General features: G+C 28.8%; 12 protein-coding genes and 1 tRNA gene. 2 read left to right on the top strand and 11 right to left on the bottom strand.

The window, feature by feature from the left end:
- Positions 1-17: 17 nt before the first annotated feature.
- The 10 genes from Q0945_RS05760 to Q0945_RS05805 form a co-directional block, all read right to left on the bottom strand.
- Positions 18-1052, bottom strand: a complete 1035-nt coding sequence (locus Q0945_RS05760) for a BF3164 family lipoprotein (RefSeq protein WP_299431876.1) — start codon at positions 1050-1052, stop codon at positions 18-20.
- Positions 1053-1252: 200 nt separating this feature from the next.
- A complete protein-coding gene (locus Q0945_RS05765; protein ID WP_299431879.1) occupies positions 1253-1504 on the bottom strand; it encodes a hypothetical protein in 252 nt (83 codons plus the stop codon).
- A gap of 393 nt (positions 1505-1897) precedes the next feature.
- Entirely contained in the window at positions 1898-5062 is a 3165-nt protein-coding gene (locus Q0945_RS05770) for an efflux RND transporter permease subunit (RefSeq protein WP_299431882.1), read from the bottom strand.
- A gap of 19 nt (positions 5063-5081) precedes the next feature.
- Positions 5082-6122: a signal peptidase I gene (lepB, locus tag Q0945_RS05775; RefSeq protein ID WP_299431885.1), complete on the bottom strand. Its 1041-nt coding sequence runs from the start codon at positions 6120-6122 to the stop codon at positions 5082-5084.
- A gap of 259 nt (positions 6123-6381) precedes the next feature.
- Positions 6382-6585, bottom strand: a complete 204-nt coding sequence (locus Q0945_RS05780; RefSeq protein WP_299431887.1) for a hypothetical protein — start codon at positions 6583-6585, stop codon at positions 6382-6384.
- 22 nt (positions 6586-6607) lie between these two features.
- Entirely contained in the window at positions 6608-8164 is a 1557-nt protein-coding gene (locus tag Q0945_RS05785) for a TolC family protein (protein ID WP_299431890.1), read from the bottom strand.
- Positions 8151-11240 carry an efflux RND transporter permease subunit gene (locus Q0945_RS05790; protein WP_299431893.1) on the bottom strand — a complete coding sequence of 1030 codons (3090 nt, stop codon included), beginning with the start codon at positions 11238-11240 and terminating at the stop codon, positions 8151-8153. The genes Q0945_RS05785 and Q0945_RS05790 overlap by 14 nt, the downstream gene beginning before the upstream one ends.
- 37 nt (positions 11241-11277) lie before the next feature.
- The gene (locus tag Q0945_RS05795; RefSeq protein WP_299431895.1) at positions 11278-12402 is read right to left on the bottom strand and encodes an efflux RND transporter periplasmic adaptor subunit; all 1125 of its coding nucleotides are present in this window, start codon (positions 12400-12402) and stop codon (positions 11278-11280) included.
- Entirely contained in the window at positions 12402-14288 is a 1887-nt protein-coding gene (locus tag Q0945_RS05800; RefSeq protein WP_299431898.1) for an O-antigen ligase family protein, read from the bottom strand. The genes Q0945_RS05795 and Q0945_RS05800 overlap by 1 nt, the downstream gene beginning before the upstream one ends.
- A gap of 296 nt (positions 14289-14584) precedes the next feature.
- Positions 14585-14666, bottom strand: a tRNA-Leu gene (locus tag Q0945_RS05805).
- Between the two features lie 97 nt (positions 14667-14763).
- On the opposite strand from Q0945_RS05805, the gene Q0945_RS05810 reads away from it, so the two are divergent.
- Together Q0945_RS05810 and Q0945_RS05815 are read left to right on the top strand one after the other, a co-directional pair.
- Positions 14764-16152, top strand: a complete 1389-nt coding sequence (locus Q0945_RS05810) for a dipeptidase (protein WP_299431901.1) — start codon at positions 14764-14766, stop codon at positions 16150-16152.
- 179 nt (positions 16153-16331) lie between these two features.
- Positions 16332-17432 (top strand): DUF4407 domain-containing protein, encoded by a 1101-nt coding sequence (locus tag Q0945_RS05815; protein ID WP_299431904.1) that lies wholly within the window; start codon positions 16332-16334, stop codon positions 17430-17432.
- A 360-nt stretch (positions 17433-17792) separates the two neighbouring features.
- On the opposite strand, the gene Q0945_RS05820 is transcribed toward Q0945_RS05815, so the two are convergent.
- The gene (locus Q0945_RS05820; RefSeq protein ID WP_299431907.1) at positions 17793-18935 is read right to left on the bottom strand and encodes a response regulator; all 1143 of its coding nucleotides are present in this window, start codon (positions 18933-18935) and stop codon (positions 17793-17795) included.
- Positions 18936-19125: the final 190 nt, after the last annotated feature.

Here is a 19125-nt window from a genome sequence, read left to right on the forward strand (position 1 = left end):
CTAGAGTCTTTTTAAATTCACAGCGCATATTTAATGATATTAGAATCTTTACTATCTAAGGATCCTGCATACAGAATTTCGTCTTTATCATCAATTGCAATAGAACTTACTTCCCTATCTAGTTTATATTTCTTGATTGGGTTTCCTTTCCAATCAAAAACATAAACCATATTCGATGTAAAATAGTCCATAAATGCTTCAGAATTCTTGCCTTTCAAAATTTTCCCACTGTAGAGTGTATAAATATATTTTGAAGAAACAGCACTGGTAATAAATCCATTTTTAGGATTCTTCGAAGGTTCTGTTTTTCTTATTTTCTCACTAACAACCTCTTTTTCCTCTGTACTCCACCAAGATTTTTCATTTAGGTCTACTTCCCCTTTATCATATTCTACTAACCCCATTATTGCAGACTTCGATTGAAAATATACACACTTATTTTTGTTTGGATGATTATAAAAAAAGGCTTGCTCTACTAAGGGACCATTATGGTAATTATATTTTTGTTCTATTTTGTAATTTTCAATGTTCATTGTACTAATCTTATTTTCAAAACTTCCACCTACTACATAACCTCCATAGGCATAAGTAGAATGTAAAAAATTACCTCCATTATTTTTAATTTCAATATAAGAAAGAGGTGCATCAACTTTTCTTTTTAGGCTATCTAAAGAAAAACTATAGTAATTAAAATTATCCGTCACATATAACAATCTGTTTTTAGAATCAAGAGAAAAAGTAGAAATAGGAGCTTTCATTTCGTAAGGCCCCCTTCCTCTTTTACAAAATCCTCGAGCCTGCCCAGTTATTAAATTCACAATTTTTAAATTATACTCAGGGTCAGGGTCACTTATAATTAAAAGGTTTTCTGCATTTAACATTTCATACATACTTGAAAAAAAAAGAGTATCTGATTTTAGTATAACTTCATTTCCAACTAATTCTTTAATGTCTGTAGAATTAAAAAATTCTTCGAAAGAATCTAATTGTTTTTCCTTTTTACAGGACATAAAAATGAGTAAAATAAAAAAAGATATTATTGTAAGTTTCATAAAAAATAAGTTTGTGTTCTTTTTCTAAATTAAACAAAGGCGCTCATTTACAATAATTATTGTAGAAACACCTTTGCAATTAGTATATAATTATACCCCATAATGAATATTTAAAAAAATTAAATATTCATATACAAAAATACATCACTAAACCGTTTCACTTTTGCTATTTATAGAGGGTAATATTCTCTCTCAAAAAATTATCTACAATCCCAATATGGTATTCCGAGGTATACTCCACCATTTGGTACAGTTTTGCAAATTTGCCTACCTGGAGCACAATAAAGAGCAACTGTACAATCTTCTGCGTTTGCACTAGCTATTGCATCTAGACCAACTAAATCTGTATCTCCTGATGAAAAACCTTCGCTATTTGTGGTAAGCGTTAAAACCATTACAAAAGCAGCCATTACTGCAAACAATGCATATTTTATTTTTTTAATATTTTTCATAATTTATATTTTGTTTTATTTATAATTAATAAAATGTTAACATGAGGATAATATCTCCCTATTTATTAAAGCTAAACTTCCTCCTCTTATTATCTATTTTAAATTTAATTCATTGGCAGATTATTTAATTTAGGTTATACTTTTTTTGAAAAAATTATCTCTTAATTATTGCTATAAACATAGAATATATTATTACTTCATAATTTTTCATCATTGGCTATATAATAACACACTATACTCTACTTTTTTAGATGTATACAATATACAAATTTGTAGGAATATATGCTATTAAAAAGAAAGAATATTATATGAAAAATGAATTTTAAAAATTAGTTTTGACTACTAGCAAGTCTTTTTCAAAAAAAAAGAGCACTTATGGTAATTACTCTTAATTTATGCTAAACTTTTCAAGTAATTTATTTTGGTTTTTAGACAAAAAATAGGTAGATAAAAAAATATTCCAAGTAAAGAAAACAACAATCCTCCAATGGAACCAGCAGCAAATGAAAACCAAAAGGCTTCATTTTGTCCACTCCAAACAAAAGGGATTAAACCAACTATAGTAGATACTATAGTTAATGTTACTGGAATTATTTTGTAATTAAAAGCTTTAAAATATAGTAATTGAGTATTTCTCTTTGGGTATTGTTTTTTTAAATTATTATAATCATTTATAATATATAATGCTGAATTAACACTAATACCACATAATAAAACAAAAGCCGCATAACCACCTTGATCAAAATTAAAATCAAAAAAATAGAATGTTAAGAATACACCGATAAAAGAAATAGGAATCATGCTTATAATAGCGATAGGTTGTTTTAACGATTCTAACAAAACACTACATATAAAGAAAATAACACCTACGATTAAAGGCAAATAATAATATTGTTCTTTATTATTTTTATCCCAACGATTATATGAATTTTCGAAAACCCTATATCCTATAGGTAATTTTCTATTTAACTCATTAACATTATAATCTCTATTTTTTTTAGCTAAAGTTGGGGAACCTAGAAAATCATAAGCTACAGTTAATCTATATTGTTGATTAATTTTTCGTATTACATTTCCTGTTTTCCTTTTTTCAATACTTGCTAATTGGTCTAATTTGTATTGCTTATTTTCAATAGAAATAGGGGTATTCTTTAAATCCCAGACATTAAATCTTTGATAACTCTCTGATACCAATTTAACTTGTTGTAATTCATTATTTTGAATAATAGACGTTAATGTTCCTGAGTACACTTGATTTTTTAAATAACTATACAAGTGCAACTGTGAGGTATTTGCTATAGCTAGTTTTTCTAAATTAAAATCTAAATAATACTCTTCTAATGTATTACTTCCCCAACCATCACTAGTAATTTCAACATCTTTAATTCTATCAGAAGAGTTCACTAACAGCTGTTTCTTTAAAAGTTCAGCATAGCTGTATAAATTGTCGTAGTTATACCCTTCTAATTCTATTCTATTACTTTTAAATCCTGTTGCTAAAGCATTAGAAAAACCTCTTCCCACTCCACTTACAGACCAATCTAAACCTCCTAAACTAATAGCTTTAGATTCTAATAAATTTTTCAATTTAAAAGGAAAACCACCAAACTCATATTCATCTTTAAAATAGATAGAAATATTAGAATTTTTATAACTACTAATACTAGTCTCATATAACTCCACTTCATCAAAACGCCCTATATATTTTTCCATTTTCTGAATAGCTGTATTAAGCTGTCCTATAGTACAACCATCAGGCATAGTTCCTGTTACATTAAGCGTTGTTCGTTCTGGTTCACTGTAATAAGAATTCTCAAATACATCCTCCGTAAATAATCGTAAAGACCCTCCCAAATATTTTTCTAATGCAGGACGTATTTCAGTATTGAACCATACATTACCTAGGGTACTATTATATATACTTACCCAATTACTTTCTCCTTCTACGTCCTTAGGTAATAAATGTAACGGCAACCCAAACCCAAGAATAAATAATACAATAAAAAACCACTTAAATTGCGGCTTACGCATCCAAACTATAATATTAAAATATACTCTGGTAAATTTAGAAATGCTTCGTTTTCGCTTCCTAGAAAATTTAATAGGTTTTTGTTTTAAATTTATTTCCCTCAATAAAGCAGGTACGTAATACAGAGATATTAATAAAGACACCCCTATATTAATGGAAATAACTAAAGTAAAATCCCATAAATCATTTCGTTGATTTTCTTCTAATAAAAAAACCATCATTAAAGCTCCAATGGTTGTTAAAGTAGCCGCTAAAATAGCTAAGAAAACTTTTTTATTACCCTTGTTTCTTATATGGTCTATCATAATAATACTATTATCTATTATTATTCCAAATGAAATAGTAATACCAGCAAATGAATATAATTGAAGCTCTACTTTAAGTAGATAATAAAAAATAATAGCTATGAGCAAATTTGTTACAATACTTAAAAACAATACCAATAAATACTTAAAACTTCTATTTATTAAAATAATTAGTACTAATAAAATGACAAAAGAAAACAGGGTTCGTAATTTTATTTTCTGCAATTCTTGTACAATATATTCCGTAGAATCTTTCGTTAGTTTTAAAGAATATCCATTAGGTAAGTCCTTTTTTAAAACTTTTAAAAGATTTTTAATCTTCTTTGCCAATGCAATAGTATTAACTCCTTTTTCTGCATATACAACTAAATTCACCGTATTTAAACTGTTAACTCTATAATAATTATTTATAACCCCTTCCTTATACCTTGATTTAGCTAAATTCTCTAAATAAATAATTCTGTTATTTATTTTTTTTATAGGGATTTTATCCCAAACAATATTCTCATCTTCTAGTTTATGTTTTAAGACTAAGGATATTTCTTGTACGGTTGCATTATGTTTTGATGTTATGATACCATTTCCTAATGCCCTAATTTTTAAAAAATCATCTATTGCTGTTTTAATATCTTCTATAGTTATATTGAGTTGTTTAAGTTTTCTGTTATCATATTCCAATACCCACTCATAAGGAGATGCGCCATATACATTTATTTTATTAATACCCTTAATATTGGATACTTTTGGAATCATATGATTCTCTACATATTTTTTAATATGAAATGGAGTTTCATTTGCATTAATACTATACGATAGTAAAGGAGGGTTGTTTTCGTTTTCACCGCTCGATGATAGTTTTGGATAGCTAACGCCCTCTGGAAGTTCTGTATAACTTTGACGGATTAGGTTTGCTATTTCAAAACGCGCCACATCCATATCTGTGTTTTTTTTAAAATCTATTGTAATAGATCCACTTCCCTTATTAGATTCTGAACTTATTTTTTTAATCCCTTTTATGGTGTTAAAAACACCTTCTAATTTAGAAGTTACTTCTTGTTCTATAACTTTAGAAGAAGTATTTTGCCAATTATAATTTACGTATAAAGATGTTGTTTTTTTTGTAGGTGTTAACTGTAGACCTAGTAAAGGTGTTAAACTTACACCAACTATAGATAGGCTGGCAAAAATTATAATAATAGAAAAGGAGGACAGGTTATATTTCATCTATTATTTTATAATCTCATTAGTTTACACTTTTAAACAAACGATTCCATCTAAATTTATTCTGATAATAAGAAAATAATACGCACTGTACTTTACCAATAATTCTACATTCTGGCACAACCCCCCAGCGCCTAGAGTCAAGAGAGCCTTTTCTGTTATCTCCCATCATAAAATAATAGTCTTGTTTAAAAGTATAGTGTGTTATCCTTTTTTCATTTAAATAATAATCGTCTTTATTTTTTTTTATTTCTACATCTTCATGTGAATTAATAGCCTTACTATACAGAGCATAATTTTCGGGAGTCATTTTTATTTCCATTCCTTTTTTTGGAACAATATAGGGACCATAATCATCCAAATTCCATTGGTTGTATTGAGATTTTGGGTATACAGAACTCTCAAGAGTTAAAGAGTCTTTATATTTAATTAAATCACTCACAATGCTTAATTTTTGAAGTCGTTTTTTTTCTTCATGCGATAGTGCAGCCCCAAAATAATTATCTTGAATTTTATTAATGGTTATATCTAACCCTATAGAGTCTAATGCATCATCCCATTTTTTTTTATCCTTAATTTTAAATTTATAGTTATTAAGTATCAATTTAGAAGGTCTTAAAATTTTATTGTTTACATAAACTTCTCCCTTTTCTATTTTTAAAGTATCTCCCGCTACACCCATACAACGCTTTACTATTATCATATTTTTTTTAAACATAGTAAAAACAAAAACATCCCCATTTTTCACAGTTGTAGTCCCTGGCAATCTTTTATAACTCCACCACTGGGTATTCATAGTTGCTCTAGTTTTATTATTTAAGTAAAAAGCTATATTAACCAATGGTATTTCAAAAGGAGAACGTGGTAATTTTGGTCCATACTTTAGCTTATTAACCATAATAACATCACCTGGATATAATGTATTATTCATGGATGAGCTTGGTATTTTATAAATATCGAAAATTAGTAACTTTAAAAAAATAGTAATACTAAAAACTAAAAGTACTAGTAGTATTCTTTTATAAATTTTTCTAAAAAAAGAATATTTAACAATATTTACCATATATAACAAACTTTACTAAACCTTAGCTTATAACTAAAAAAATAGTGAAAAAGAGCTATCTGTAAAACAAAAGAGATTTTTATAATTTTACCTCTCTTCCCCTATAAAATATATCTTTAGAGGGAAAATAATTTATCTTCTAAAATAAAAGAATACTTAATAACTATTAATTTTAAAATTCTAAAAAAGAGGTTATTAAACTCAAATGTTAAATCTAATTCCTACAAAATTAAGATCTTTCATGGACAAATTTTGTCTATTAGATACTTTTTAAATAATAATTATAGGTTTTTCTGCAGAAATAAATATCATAACCCTCTTCTCGTAAACTACCAATCATTCTTCTTATAGTTTTTATACTACAGTCATAATCTACAGCCACTTTTTCTAGTGAATACAGCATTTTATGCTCAATTAAATACAATAAGTGCTTTTCCTTTTCTTTTCTTTCAGAATATGTCATAATAGTTGTATTTGTTATTATGTTAATTGCTTAAAATGACATTAAAATCTTGTTTTAAATGATGTTTACTTCTAAAATTGTATAATGTTAATTGTTGCACTTCATAATAGAGTGCCCAATAATTTTGTAAACTTTGTATATAATTTTCTGTGGCTAATTGCCATGCTTGTCTAGAGCTACTTAGATTCAACAAATCTACTTGACCAGATAAAAAGCGTTTTTCTGTTATTTTATAGGACTCTCTTGAAATTTCACTAGTACGTAATGCGCCTAAAACTAATTCTTTTTGAAGGTTAAAAGCATTAATCTTTATTGTAATATTTTGTTTAAAACTATTCTCTTCTTGCTGCAATTCTATTGCAACAACTTCCTTATTTATTTTAGCTGTTTTAATAGTTCCTTTACGTTCTCCCCAATCTAAAATGGGGATATTTAATTGTATAGCAACCATTTCTTGTTCTAAAAAATTTCCGTAAACGGCATTAAATGTATTTGCCTGTTGATTTAAACCGTAACTTGCTGTTAAGGATAAATCAAAACGATTTTCTTTTATGACTTGATCTAAATCTCTTAACGCTTTTATCTTTCGCAATTTTAAATTTAAAATATCTGGGTTATTTGTATTGGCATAGTTAATAGCTTCGTTAATATCTATCTGCAATTCTGAAATTAATTCGGGGAGTTCTGGTATTGCTTTAGAAGGTAAATCATACCTTAAAAATAGTTTCAATTCCGCTTTTGTTTTTTCTAAATCTTGTTCGTTTTGCGTTAAGTTAGTATTAGCATTGTATACGTCTAATTCTAAATTAAGTAAATCGTCTTTTTCTATAGACCCAATATCATAACGTTGTTTCCCCATTTTAAATAATTTTTGAGAAGAAACTTTGTTTTCTTCTGCTATTTCTAATTTTTTATTAGCTAGCGCCCATCTAAAAAATAACTTAACAGCCTTTAAGTTAATAGTTTGCAACTCGTAAATAAAATCTTGTTGCGCCTTTTCATATTCAAGAGGAGCTGTTTTATGTTGCCATTTAAATTCGTTAAAAGCCATTAAAGGTTGTATAAGACCTATACTAAAAGGTTTAGCATTGTAGCTCTCATTAGCTAAATCGCCATAATTTTCTAATCTATTAAGAGTAGAATTTAAGAACAAACTGGCACCAGTAGCTCGTATATTTTGCGTTGCAGAAAGATTAGCAAAACTATTTAAATTTTGCTGAGATCTATATACATCAATATTCTGCTGCGAATCATAACGCTGTATTACCGATCTATTATAGGTTAAGGGTTGTAGGCTTAAATTTACTTTAGGTAATAGACTAGATTTAAAGGATTTAAATTCCCAATAACCTACACTATATTCTTGTTTTGCTTTAACTGCATCTAATGAATTTTTAGCTGCTAAGTCTAAAATATTAGTAAGCGTAAAGTTTTCCTTAATTTGTACAGGTGCATTTACGTGTTGCGAGTAGACTTTAAAATTACTTAAGGCTAAATATATAACTAGAGTGATTTGAAATAAGACATGGGTAAATCTAGCCTCAATTACGAACAGGTTGTTTAATTTATTTCTTAGCATAGATTTTATTTTTAGATAAATAATAATAGCATAAAGGAATAAAATACAAACTTACTAGCGTGCCCACCAACATTCCTCCAATTAACGCGATAGCTAATGGCGCTTGTAACTCTGCCCCTAACCCATTTGATAATAATAAGGGCACAAGCGCTAATATGGTAGTTAAACTAGTCATAAGAATAGGCTTTAAACGGCGTTTCCCTGATACCAAAAGAGCTTTCATTAATGAGAAACCTCTTTGTTGTAATTGAATAATAGTATCTACTTTTAAAATAGAATCATTAATAATAATACCACACATGACAACAATACCTATCATAGACATTAAATTTATACTCATGCCAAATAGTTTTAGAAACAAAAAAGCGCCAGCTAAATCTAATGGAACTTCTAATAAAATTATTAAAGGAATTAAAAAGGACTCAAATTGAGATGCCAGAATAAAGTAGAGCAAAATCAAAGAAATGAATAGTATTATTTTTAGTTCTTCTATTAATTCTTGATTGGAAAAAAAACTTCCACTAAAATTAACATCATAATTTTTGTTCTTTAATAAGATATTTTTTATACTACTTATCGTGGATTTTACATTATTGTCTTCCACTTGTAATTCTAAAGGAAAATACTCTCCTTCTTTACCACCACTAATTGTTTTTAAGTCTTTAGAAGTAGCAACTCTAATAAAATCTTGCACGTGAAAAACAGCACTATCTTTGGACATTACAGTAGTTTCTTTTAATACCGCATTAATACTTTTTGTAGTGTTTCCTAAAATAATAGGCACAAAATTCTGATTGTCCGTAATGGATACTATTTCTCGTTCGTTAAAGGCACTTTTTAATGTATTAAATAGCGTACTTGCTTCTACATCATAAATCATTAGTTTTTCTTTATCTGCAACCAGAGTCATATAGTCTTGCCAAGCAATAGGTTTTAATTCTAACTTTTTAAGTTTTTGTTGTACCTGATACCATATATTTTGAAGTTGCTTGTTTTGGGAACTTCCTAAATCCTCTACATGCCTTAGACGTGCCACCAAAGATGCCTCTTCCTCAGAAAATATTAAATTAAAAATATTATCTACAGCTTTGTATTTGTAAAGAGATGTCGGGTATTTATCCCTTAGAAATTGTCTTATGTCCTCTTTAATTTTAGTTAATTCTTTAGAAGTATTACACTGTAAATAAATAGTAATTTCAGAAGTTCTTGCTTTTGTTTCTTTATTTAGTAAAAATTGTTGGGTTCCAACAAGAGCCGTATGGTTTTTTACACTTTTCTCTACAAATTCTAGTAATTCCAAGGCTCTACGCTTATTCTCATCTACATTTATTTGATTATTCCAATCTATTTTTAACAAAGTTTCTGTAGTCGAAAAATTAGGCATTGTAGTTTTGGGAAGTACCAAAAACAAAACTATAGCTGTAATTAACAATAAAAAACAAATACTCCAAGAGGCAATTTGTTTACGCATAACCCACCTAAACCCTTTCTCATACAAAACGGTATAATCTAGTGTATTTATGTTCGAAAGAAAACGGTTTATATATATTACATTGTTGGTACTTTTAAAGTGAAATAATCTATATAAAACTGGTAATAAAGTAATAGATACTAATAAGGACACAAAGAGCCCCGTTGTAATAGCTATAGTTTGATCATAAAATAAAGCTCCAGTAATACCGCTTAAAAAAATCAATGGCAAAAATACCGCACAGGTTGTAAGCGCTGAACTAAATAATGGTCTTAAAACCTCATTTGTACCTAAAACACAAGCTTTGGATAAGGTATGGCCTTGCTCTCTATATTGTGTAATATTGTCTATAACAATAATAGAATTATCTATCATCAATCCAATACCTAATACTAATCCTGAAAGAGAAATTATATTAATAGAGACATCTAACAATTGAAAGAATAACAAACAGATAATAATAGACACAGGAATGGTAATACCAATTAACAAAGGTGATTTTACATTTTTTAAAAATAAAAACATAACACCAAATGCTAAAAGCATTCCCCAGATTAAACTTTGTAATAAATTATTGATTGCATAGTCTAATAGCTTTGTCTGATCCCTATTAATAGAAAAGTTTATATTAGGGTAATCTCTTTCTAAATTCTTTAAAAGAGTATTTAATGATTTTTTTAAATTACCCATCCGAGCATCGCTTTGCTTAATAATTGCCATTGTAATAGCTTCTTTGCTGTTAGACAATACTAAACCTGTTCTATTTTGTGGATGCTCTACTACTTGTGCTAATTCTTTTAGTTGAAAAAGTCTATTATTTTTATGAATATAAATATTTTCTATTTCCTGAATATTTTTTAAGGAAGATCCTAGCCTTACATCGTATTGATATTGGTTGTCTTTAATTAATAAACTCCCTATCTCTAAATCGTATTTTTTAATCGAAATTTCTAATTCATCTAAACTAATTTGTAGTGCACTTAGTTTATTATAGTCTGGCATTATTAAAATCTCTGGAGCCACCAAACCACTAACATCTACCATGGCCACTTCAGCGATCTGGTCTATTCGTTTACGAATTACGTGGTTAGCAAACCTATTAAAATCTACAAATTCCTGTGTTACAGGATATAAGTGATTTTGAGATAGCTCCTTTCTCTGTTCAAAGTCCTGCTTTAAAGTCATATTTAAATAGAATACAGGAATATCCGTAGCACTTGCCTTAATAACTTTTGGGCGTTTTATCGAATTTGGGAAGCTTCCCATAGCCCTATCTATTTTTTCATTAACTTCTACTAACGAGTATTCTATTTTAGTCCCATGATAAAAACTCAATCTTAATATAGCCTTTTCACTACTTGTCTCTGTTTTTATATCTTTTAAATGGCTTACTTGCATTAAATTTCTACGTAATTGCTTAACCACAACATCTTCTAATTGTCTTGCGGACATATTATCTACGGAAACCTGTACTGTTATTTCTGGAATATCAATATCTGGCATTAAAGAGACAGGTATAAACCCAAAAGCATACAAACCCAAAATAAGGATTCCTAAAGTGGTCATTAAAACGGCTATAGGCTTATGAATTAAAAATTTTACCATAGAAAATTACAATTCGTCATTTTTTCTAAAACTTGTATTAATTACTTTGTATAGATTTAATCGAAACTTCGGTATCATGTGCTAAATTTAAATTACCGGAAACAATAATAGTGTCTCCTAACGTTAATGTAGCACTACTCTTCTCTGGGTGAGAAATTACTGTGTATTCATTACTATTCTCATTCGTAGTTTGCACATAAGTCCAATAGGTTTTATTAGATTTAAGAGTAAATAATACTTCCTGATTTTGTCTTAAAATAACCGCTTCTTTTGGTACAATAAATTGATTTGGAATGTCTTTTTGGATACGTACTTTTACGTTCATACCTTCCAGTAAACTACCGTCATTTTTAACTTTGGCTTTCACCAAAATAGTACCGTCTTTTTCTACTACTGGGTTTATGGCCACAATACTCCCTTCATAGCTTTTAGAAAGAGCAAAAGGTACCATTTGTATTTTTGTATGGATATCTATTTGTCCTATTTCTGATTCTATTAAATAAAACTCAACTTCAAAAATGGCATCATTAATTAATGTCATAATGGTCTCTCCCGCATTTATTTGCTCAAACTGCTTACGTTTAATATTAGCAACTTTACCATTAAAAGGAGCTACCAATTTTACTGCTTTTAAATTAAATCTTGCATTTTCTAATTCATGCAAAGCATTTTTATAACCTGAACGTATAGCTAGCATAGTATACTCTTTCTTAGGAATACTGTCTTTATTAAATGTATCATACCCGCGACCAATGAGTTTATCTTGAAATTCTAATTCTGCCTTCTTTAAATTAATTATAGCTTTAGTATATGTTTGTTCATATGTAAAGCTCTTTAAAGAAGCCAATGTTTGCCCATTCTTTACATAATCTCCATTATTAACATATAATTTTTCAAGGCTTTCAGTTAGATCAAATTTTAAATCGTTTTTTTGAAGTGCAACTAACTTACCATTACTTACTATCTCTTTCTTAAAAACAGCTTTTTCCAGAACAATAACATCTACTTCATTTTTTTCAGGTAGAAATTGTTTTTTCTCTATAACATCTACTTCTGTTTCTTTCTGTTTTTTCTCTGAACAATTGGTAAAAACAAAAAAAGCTATTAATCCTAAAACCAACATTAATGCTTTTAGACAATTTACTTTGTGTATTGAATGCATTATTTAATAAGTTTTTCAGAACGTTGTAGAATCATTTTCATTTCTGCTTGGATTTCTTTAATTGCTGTTGAAGGTATTTTTATATCTTTATTCAGTATTTTATTAGCAATAGTCATTGCTTTTACTGTTTCGCCACTTTCTTCATATAATTTCGCTAACAAATACATGGGATAAAACCTAACGGGTATCATATTTGCAGCCGTTTTATAAGCCATTTCTGCCTTATCATATTGTTTTATTCTCTTATAACTATCTCCTAAAGCAGTTTCAATAATCGTTGTATTTAAGTATAATTTAGCTTCTTCCAAAATTCTTATAGCTTCTGTATTTTGATTATTCATGGAAAGTGCTTTACCATAATTCATTAAAAAATCTCCATTTTTTTTTAATTCTGGATATACTTTTGCATACTCTTCTATTGCACTTTCGTAATTGCCATACTGATAACTATTTAAAGCTGATTTCCAAATTTTAAAATTTTGATCTAACGTAATAACGTATGGAATCGTTTGATAAAGACTAATAACACCAATACTAAAAATTACTACTTTAAATCTTTTCAATGCTTTAAAATCTTTTAAAAAGATATACTTATTAACATCCAATGTAGATAAGAAAGCTATTATTAATACTAAAATTAGCTTAATTGGTATTATTTGCATCGGGTATGAAAAAAATGCAAAACATCCAATAGCTAACAAACTAGAATTTAAAATGATAAGAACAAAATAATGCTCCTTTTTTACTTTTATTTTAATAAAAAAATATAGTAAAAAAAGAAAAAATACAATTCCAAAAAATCCGTTCTCTGTCATGAATTGCAAAAAATCATTAAACCCATAATATGTGTTATCCGCAACTAAAGTTTCCATAGTTTTTCCTTGTTGAGCAAAATAACCCGACTGATAGTTCATGTAATGCGCTTTAAAACGATCAAAACCAACACCAAAAAAAGGATTTTCCTTAATCATAGATGTTGCAACTTTCCAAATAAATAAACGTCCATCTGAAGAACCTTTTTTAAAATAATAAGCGCCTATCAATAAAGAACCTGTAATAATTATGGATACTACTAAAAAAATAATTTTTTTTATTTTTTTAGAATTTTTTAAAAAGTTAATGAAAAAAGAATACCTATATTCTATTAAAACAACACTACTAGCTAATACTCCTAACCAAGCAGCTCTAGAACGTGTAGCAGGCAAAACCAATACAATAGATACAATACCTATAAAAGAAATGTATTTAAAAAAAAATGTTATAAACTTATTTATTTTCGTTTTGTTTTTAATCTGAATATGTGTAACTATTTTTTCTTTAAACAAATACATGCCAAGAGCTATACACCAAACGGCAGTTAAAAACCCCGCATAGGGTCCTGGATTAAAAAAACTTCCTGTTAATGCAAATCCAGAATGATTTGAGGCATAATACCCTAATAATTGTAAGTTACCATAACTTGTTTGTATAATACCTGAAATTATTACAGCTACCAATAACCATGTAAACTCCTTAAAAGAAAGATTTCTTAACACTACATATAGAATTCCTAAACCTATTAGCTCAAAATACCTAATTGAAAAGCCAAAATCTGATTGAATCAAATATCTATTTAAAATAATATACCCTAAAAAAAATAAAAGAAGTATATCTATTTTGGAAATATGAATTGCTCTTTTTTTAAGTAATATTAGAAGTAAACTAATACTCAAAATAGTTAAGCAACCATATGAAAAAATAATAAATTTACTAGTAATTGTAGATTGTGGGTAATCTACTAAATTTACTTGCGGAAGGCCAATTAATAGAACTATAAATATAAGAAAAATAAGTGTTTTTTTAGTTGCTTGAAGAAAAGTAATCCATGTCATTCTAATAGCAACCATATAATACTTATTTTTACCACATATACAAAATAATACGCACACATAAAGTAAGAAATTAAATATATTATAAATGTCCTGCTCTAACCTGTATGTAAAAATAAAAAGGTAATTTCCTATTTTAAATTCTAGAACTTTTTTGAGAGGTGTTTAAAAAAATAACTTTCTATTATATATTAGATGTATTTATCCTACACCGTGAATATTAATTTAAAAACATTGATATTATTAAATTGAAAATCAAAACAGAATTTTTAAACTAAAAAAGCCTTTCAATTTCTTGAAAGGCTTTTTATTTGTACAGGCGGAGAGACTCGAACTCTCACACCTCGCGGCACTAGATCCTAAGTCTAGCGTGTCTACCAATTCCACCACGCCTGCAAAAGGATTGCAAATATAAAGTAAAAAATCAATTTTAAAATAATCTATCTTTAAAAAAGTTCTTTTGTATTTTTAAGCTAACGAATTAGAGCCCACAATGAAAGACATAAAAAGCTACATATCAAACAATAAAGACCGTTTCTTATCCGAACTTTTTGATCTATTAAAAATACCGTCTGTTAGTGCAGACCCTGCTTTTTCTAAAGATGTTATAAAAGCAGCACAGAAAATTAAAGAATCCTTATTAAATGCAGGTTGTAATTTGGCAGAAATTTGTGAAACTAAAGGCTTTCCAATTGTTTATGGCGAAAAAATAATAGATAAAAACCTACCTACAGTTTTAGTGTATGGCCATTATGATGTACAACCAGCAGATCCTATAGAACTTTGGGATTCTCCGCCATATAAACCTATAATTAAAAAAACAGACAAACACCCCGATGGTGCTATTTTTGCTCGTGGTGCTTGTGATGATAAAGGGCAAATGTATATGCATGTTAAAGCTCTAGAATTTATGGTAAAAACCAATCAACTGCCTTGTAATGTAAAATTTATGATTGAAGGAGAAGAGGAAGTTGGCAGTAACAACCTAGGGATATTTGTAGCGGAGAATAAAGAAAAACTAAAAAATGATATTATTCTAATTTCTGATACTGGAATGATTGCTAATGATGTGCCTTCAATTACCACAGGATTACGTGGCCTTAGTTATGTAGAAGTAGAAGTTACTGGTCCAAATAGAGATTTACATTCTGGTTTATATGGTGGCGCTGTTGCTAACCCAATAAATATTTTAAACAAGATGATTGCTTCTTTGCATGATGAAAATAATCGTGTTACCATTCCTGGTTTTTATGATAAAGTAGAGGAGCTATCTAAAGAAGAACGAGCCGAAATGGCAAAAGCTCCTTTTAGCTTAGAAAACTACAAAAAAACGTTAGACATTAATGCGGTATATGGCGAGAAAGGATACAGTACTAATGAAAGAAACTCTATAAGACCCACCTTAGACGTAAATGGAATTTGGGGTGGTTATATTGGCGAAGGTGCTAAAACCGTAATTGCCAGTAAAGCCTATGCAAAAATCTCCATGCGATTAGTTCCTAACCAAGATTGGGAAAAAATTACCCAACTATTTAAAACCCATTTCGAAAAAATTGCGCCCAAAGCTGTAACGGTAAAAGTAACACCACACCATGGTGGTCAAGGCTATGTTACTCCAATTAATACTATTGGTTATAGTGCCGCCTCTAAAGCCTATGAAGCTACTTTTGGAAAAAAACCAATTCCGCAACGCAGTGGTGGTAGTATTCCTATTGTAGCCCTTTTTGAAAAAGAATTAAACAGTAAAACAATACTTATGGGCTTTGGTCTAAATAGTGATGCTATACATTCCCCAAACGAGCATTTTGGCGTGTGGAACTATCTAAAAGGTATAGAAACAATACCATATTTTTATAAATACTTTACAGAGCTATCTAAATAAAAAAAGAGCAATTATTGTGGCGTTCCTAAAGGGCGGGCTTTCCGTTATATCTTTCTTTCTTAAGAGAAAAACTTAAAAAAGAAAGGATGCCACTTCAATCCCTAACGCAAGAAAAAATTAAAAAAATGTAACTAATTTTCTCAATTGGCGTCCTATGTAATTCATCAATCAATCAAATTATGTTACAGCAATTTTTTATCCTCTGTTCTGGGGCAGACTCTGCTATCTTAAAAAACTGCTCTAATGGAGAGCAAAATAAATATGTAGGTATAGGCGCAACAGTATTTTTTACAGCACTAATGGCATTTATTGCCTGTTCCTATGCACTATACAATGTATTTAACACTATTTATATTTCTATATTATTTGGACTTCTATGGGGTCTTTTAATTTTTAATCTAGACCGTTTTATTGTCTCTACAATTAAGAAAAGAGACTCTTTTAAAAAAGAATTTTTACAAGCATTACCTAGAATAATTATAGCAATTATTATTGCCATTGTAATATCTAAACCATTAGAAATAAAAATATTCGAGAAAGAAATTAATCAAGTTTTATTAGAACAAAAGAATAATCTTTCTCTAGCCAATAAGCAACAAATTTTACAGCAGTATACTCCTGAGATATCTGCATTAAAAAATAACATTATTCAATTAAAGAATGAGATTCTCTTAAAAGAAAAGGAAACCAATACTTTATATGATATTTACATTTTGGAAGCAGAAGGTACTGCTGGGACTAAACTTTTGGGCAAAGGTCCCGTTTACGAAGAAAAAAGAGAAAAGCACGATGCTTCCTTAATAGAATTACAAGCTTTAAAAGAAACCAATAATCAAAAAACTACTGTTATTGAAAAGCAAATTTCAAAGCTAAAAGAAGATTATAATAATGCTATAAATACATCTCAACCAATTATTGATGGTTTTGATGGGTTAATGGCCAGAATCAATGCTTTGAAAAAACTGCCATGGCTCCCTTCTTTTTTTATCTTTTTGCTTTTCTTGGCAATTGAAACCTCTCCTATAATTGCCAAATTACTGTCTCCAAAAGGAGAATATGATTGGAAATTAGAAGAACAAGAAAGCTCCATAAAAACCTGGATAAACCAAAAAATACAGCAGAGAGAAGAGTTATTAGAAACAGATGTATACTTAAATAATAAAATATATTCCGAAATAAAGGAAGAAAAAGAGGTCTATGCATTTAAAAAAGAAAAAGCAAAAGAACTCCTAAAAAAACAGGCTAATGCATTTTATCATATACAAGTAAAGCAAACATAAAAAAAGACCAGTTTTGTCTAAAACTGGTCTTTTTGGTAATACTTGGGGAAACTACCTAATTATTTTTATTTATAATGTACTCAAGATAATTGCCTTATCTGAAAATTTTATGTCACATATTTCGTAAATTTTTTTTGCTTTATTCGTTAAAATAAAACCAGTGTATTTCTTTTTTTTCTTAGCTTTCATAATTTGGGTTTTTGGTTACTCCAAAAGTAGTCAACTATTAAAAAGCTAATTATAAATTTTAGACGAATGACCGTTTACTACCTCTCAACACTTATTCTCCATAGTTAAAGAAAAGTGCACTTATAGTCATGGACATAGTGCACTTTACAAAACCAACTAATTACCTCGCTGTCAGGTATTGTAATGAAAAGCAATTTTAGCTAATTGCCCCACAATTTTTACAGAATCTTTCATAGATAGTTTGGAACCATCTGCATGCACCCATCTTTTTAAGGGTTGCTCACATATTAAACTTTGCACATTTTTCTTTCCATAATGTTTACGCATACGCATAAATATTTCCACATCAAAAAGCCATCTTGTAATAAACTTTTTAGAAAACATATTCTCTACAATGTCTTTGTCCATTATTTTAGCACCACATTGGGTATCATTAAATGGCATTCCTAGTATAGTTCTTATAATAAGATTTATAGTCATACTAATAATCTTTCTTGCAGATTCTTTTGTAATATTTGCTCCCATCCTACTCATTCTAGAGCCGCTAACAATTTTAAAGTCAGAGTTCTGAAGGGTTTTTACTAAATCATCAAAGTCTCTAAAGTCTGTAGACAAATCTGCATCTAAATATCCTATATAATCTAATTGCTCGTCTTTTGCTAAGTGTAATACCCCTTGCCTAACGGCTTCGGCTTTACCCCCATTTTTCTCGCAATCATAAATACTAATCGTATCTTCATTTCCTTTTCTAAGCTCTTGTAAAACCTCTAAGGTTTTATCTGTACTACCATCATTTACAAAACATAAATGGTATCCTAAATTACGGTGCGCAAAATCTCTAAACTCCACTCCAGACAAACGTTCTTCTTCGTTATAACATGGTATAACAACACCAACACAATATTCTTGCAACATTCTAGAAGAAGTTTCTTCAGTGTTTTTAACAGAAGTTTTGTTATCTCCCAAAATACGCTTAACACGAGCTGCAACTTCATTTAAACTCACTGGTTTTTTCATATAATCATCTATTCCTAGATCAAAACCATCCATAATTACATTCTCATCTGTATTACCAGACATAACCATTATTGGAGTATCAGATTTTTTTTCTACTCTAATGTGTTTAACCACTTCTAATCCAGACATATCTGGCATATTAATATCTACTATTACTAAGTCTGGCTTAAAAGATTCAAATAAAAATTTACCATCATTACCACAATTGGCTGTTTTAATATCATACCCTAACTCTACTAGTCTCTTCTCCAGAGATAATAGTATTAGTTGTTGGTCATCAATAGCGAGGATTTTCATAAATACATTTTTAAGTTTATAACATGATCCTTTTTAAGGTTCTTGTTTATTAAGTTTGGGTTTTTAAAAAAAATTGTACTTTACAAAAGAGACTCACTCTTAAAAAAAATTTCTAATTCTCTAAAATATAGAGTAATATACTCAATTTGTAAGTAATTTCTTTCATAAAACGCAAGTTATTCATCTTTTA

The sequence above is a fragment of the uncultured Maribacter sp. genome (assembly GCF_947500405.1).
In the GTDB taxonomy this organism is placed as follows: Bacteria; Bacteroidota; Bacteroidia; order Flavobacteriales; family Flavobacteriaceae; genus Maribacter_B.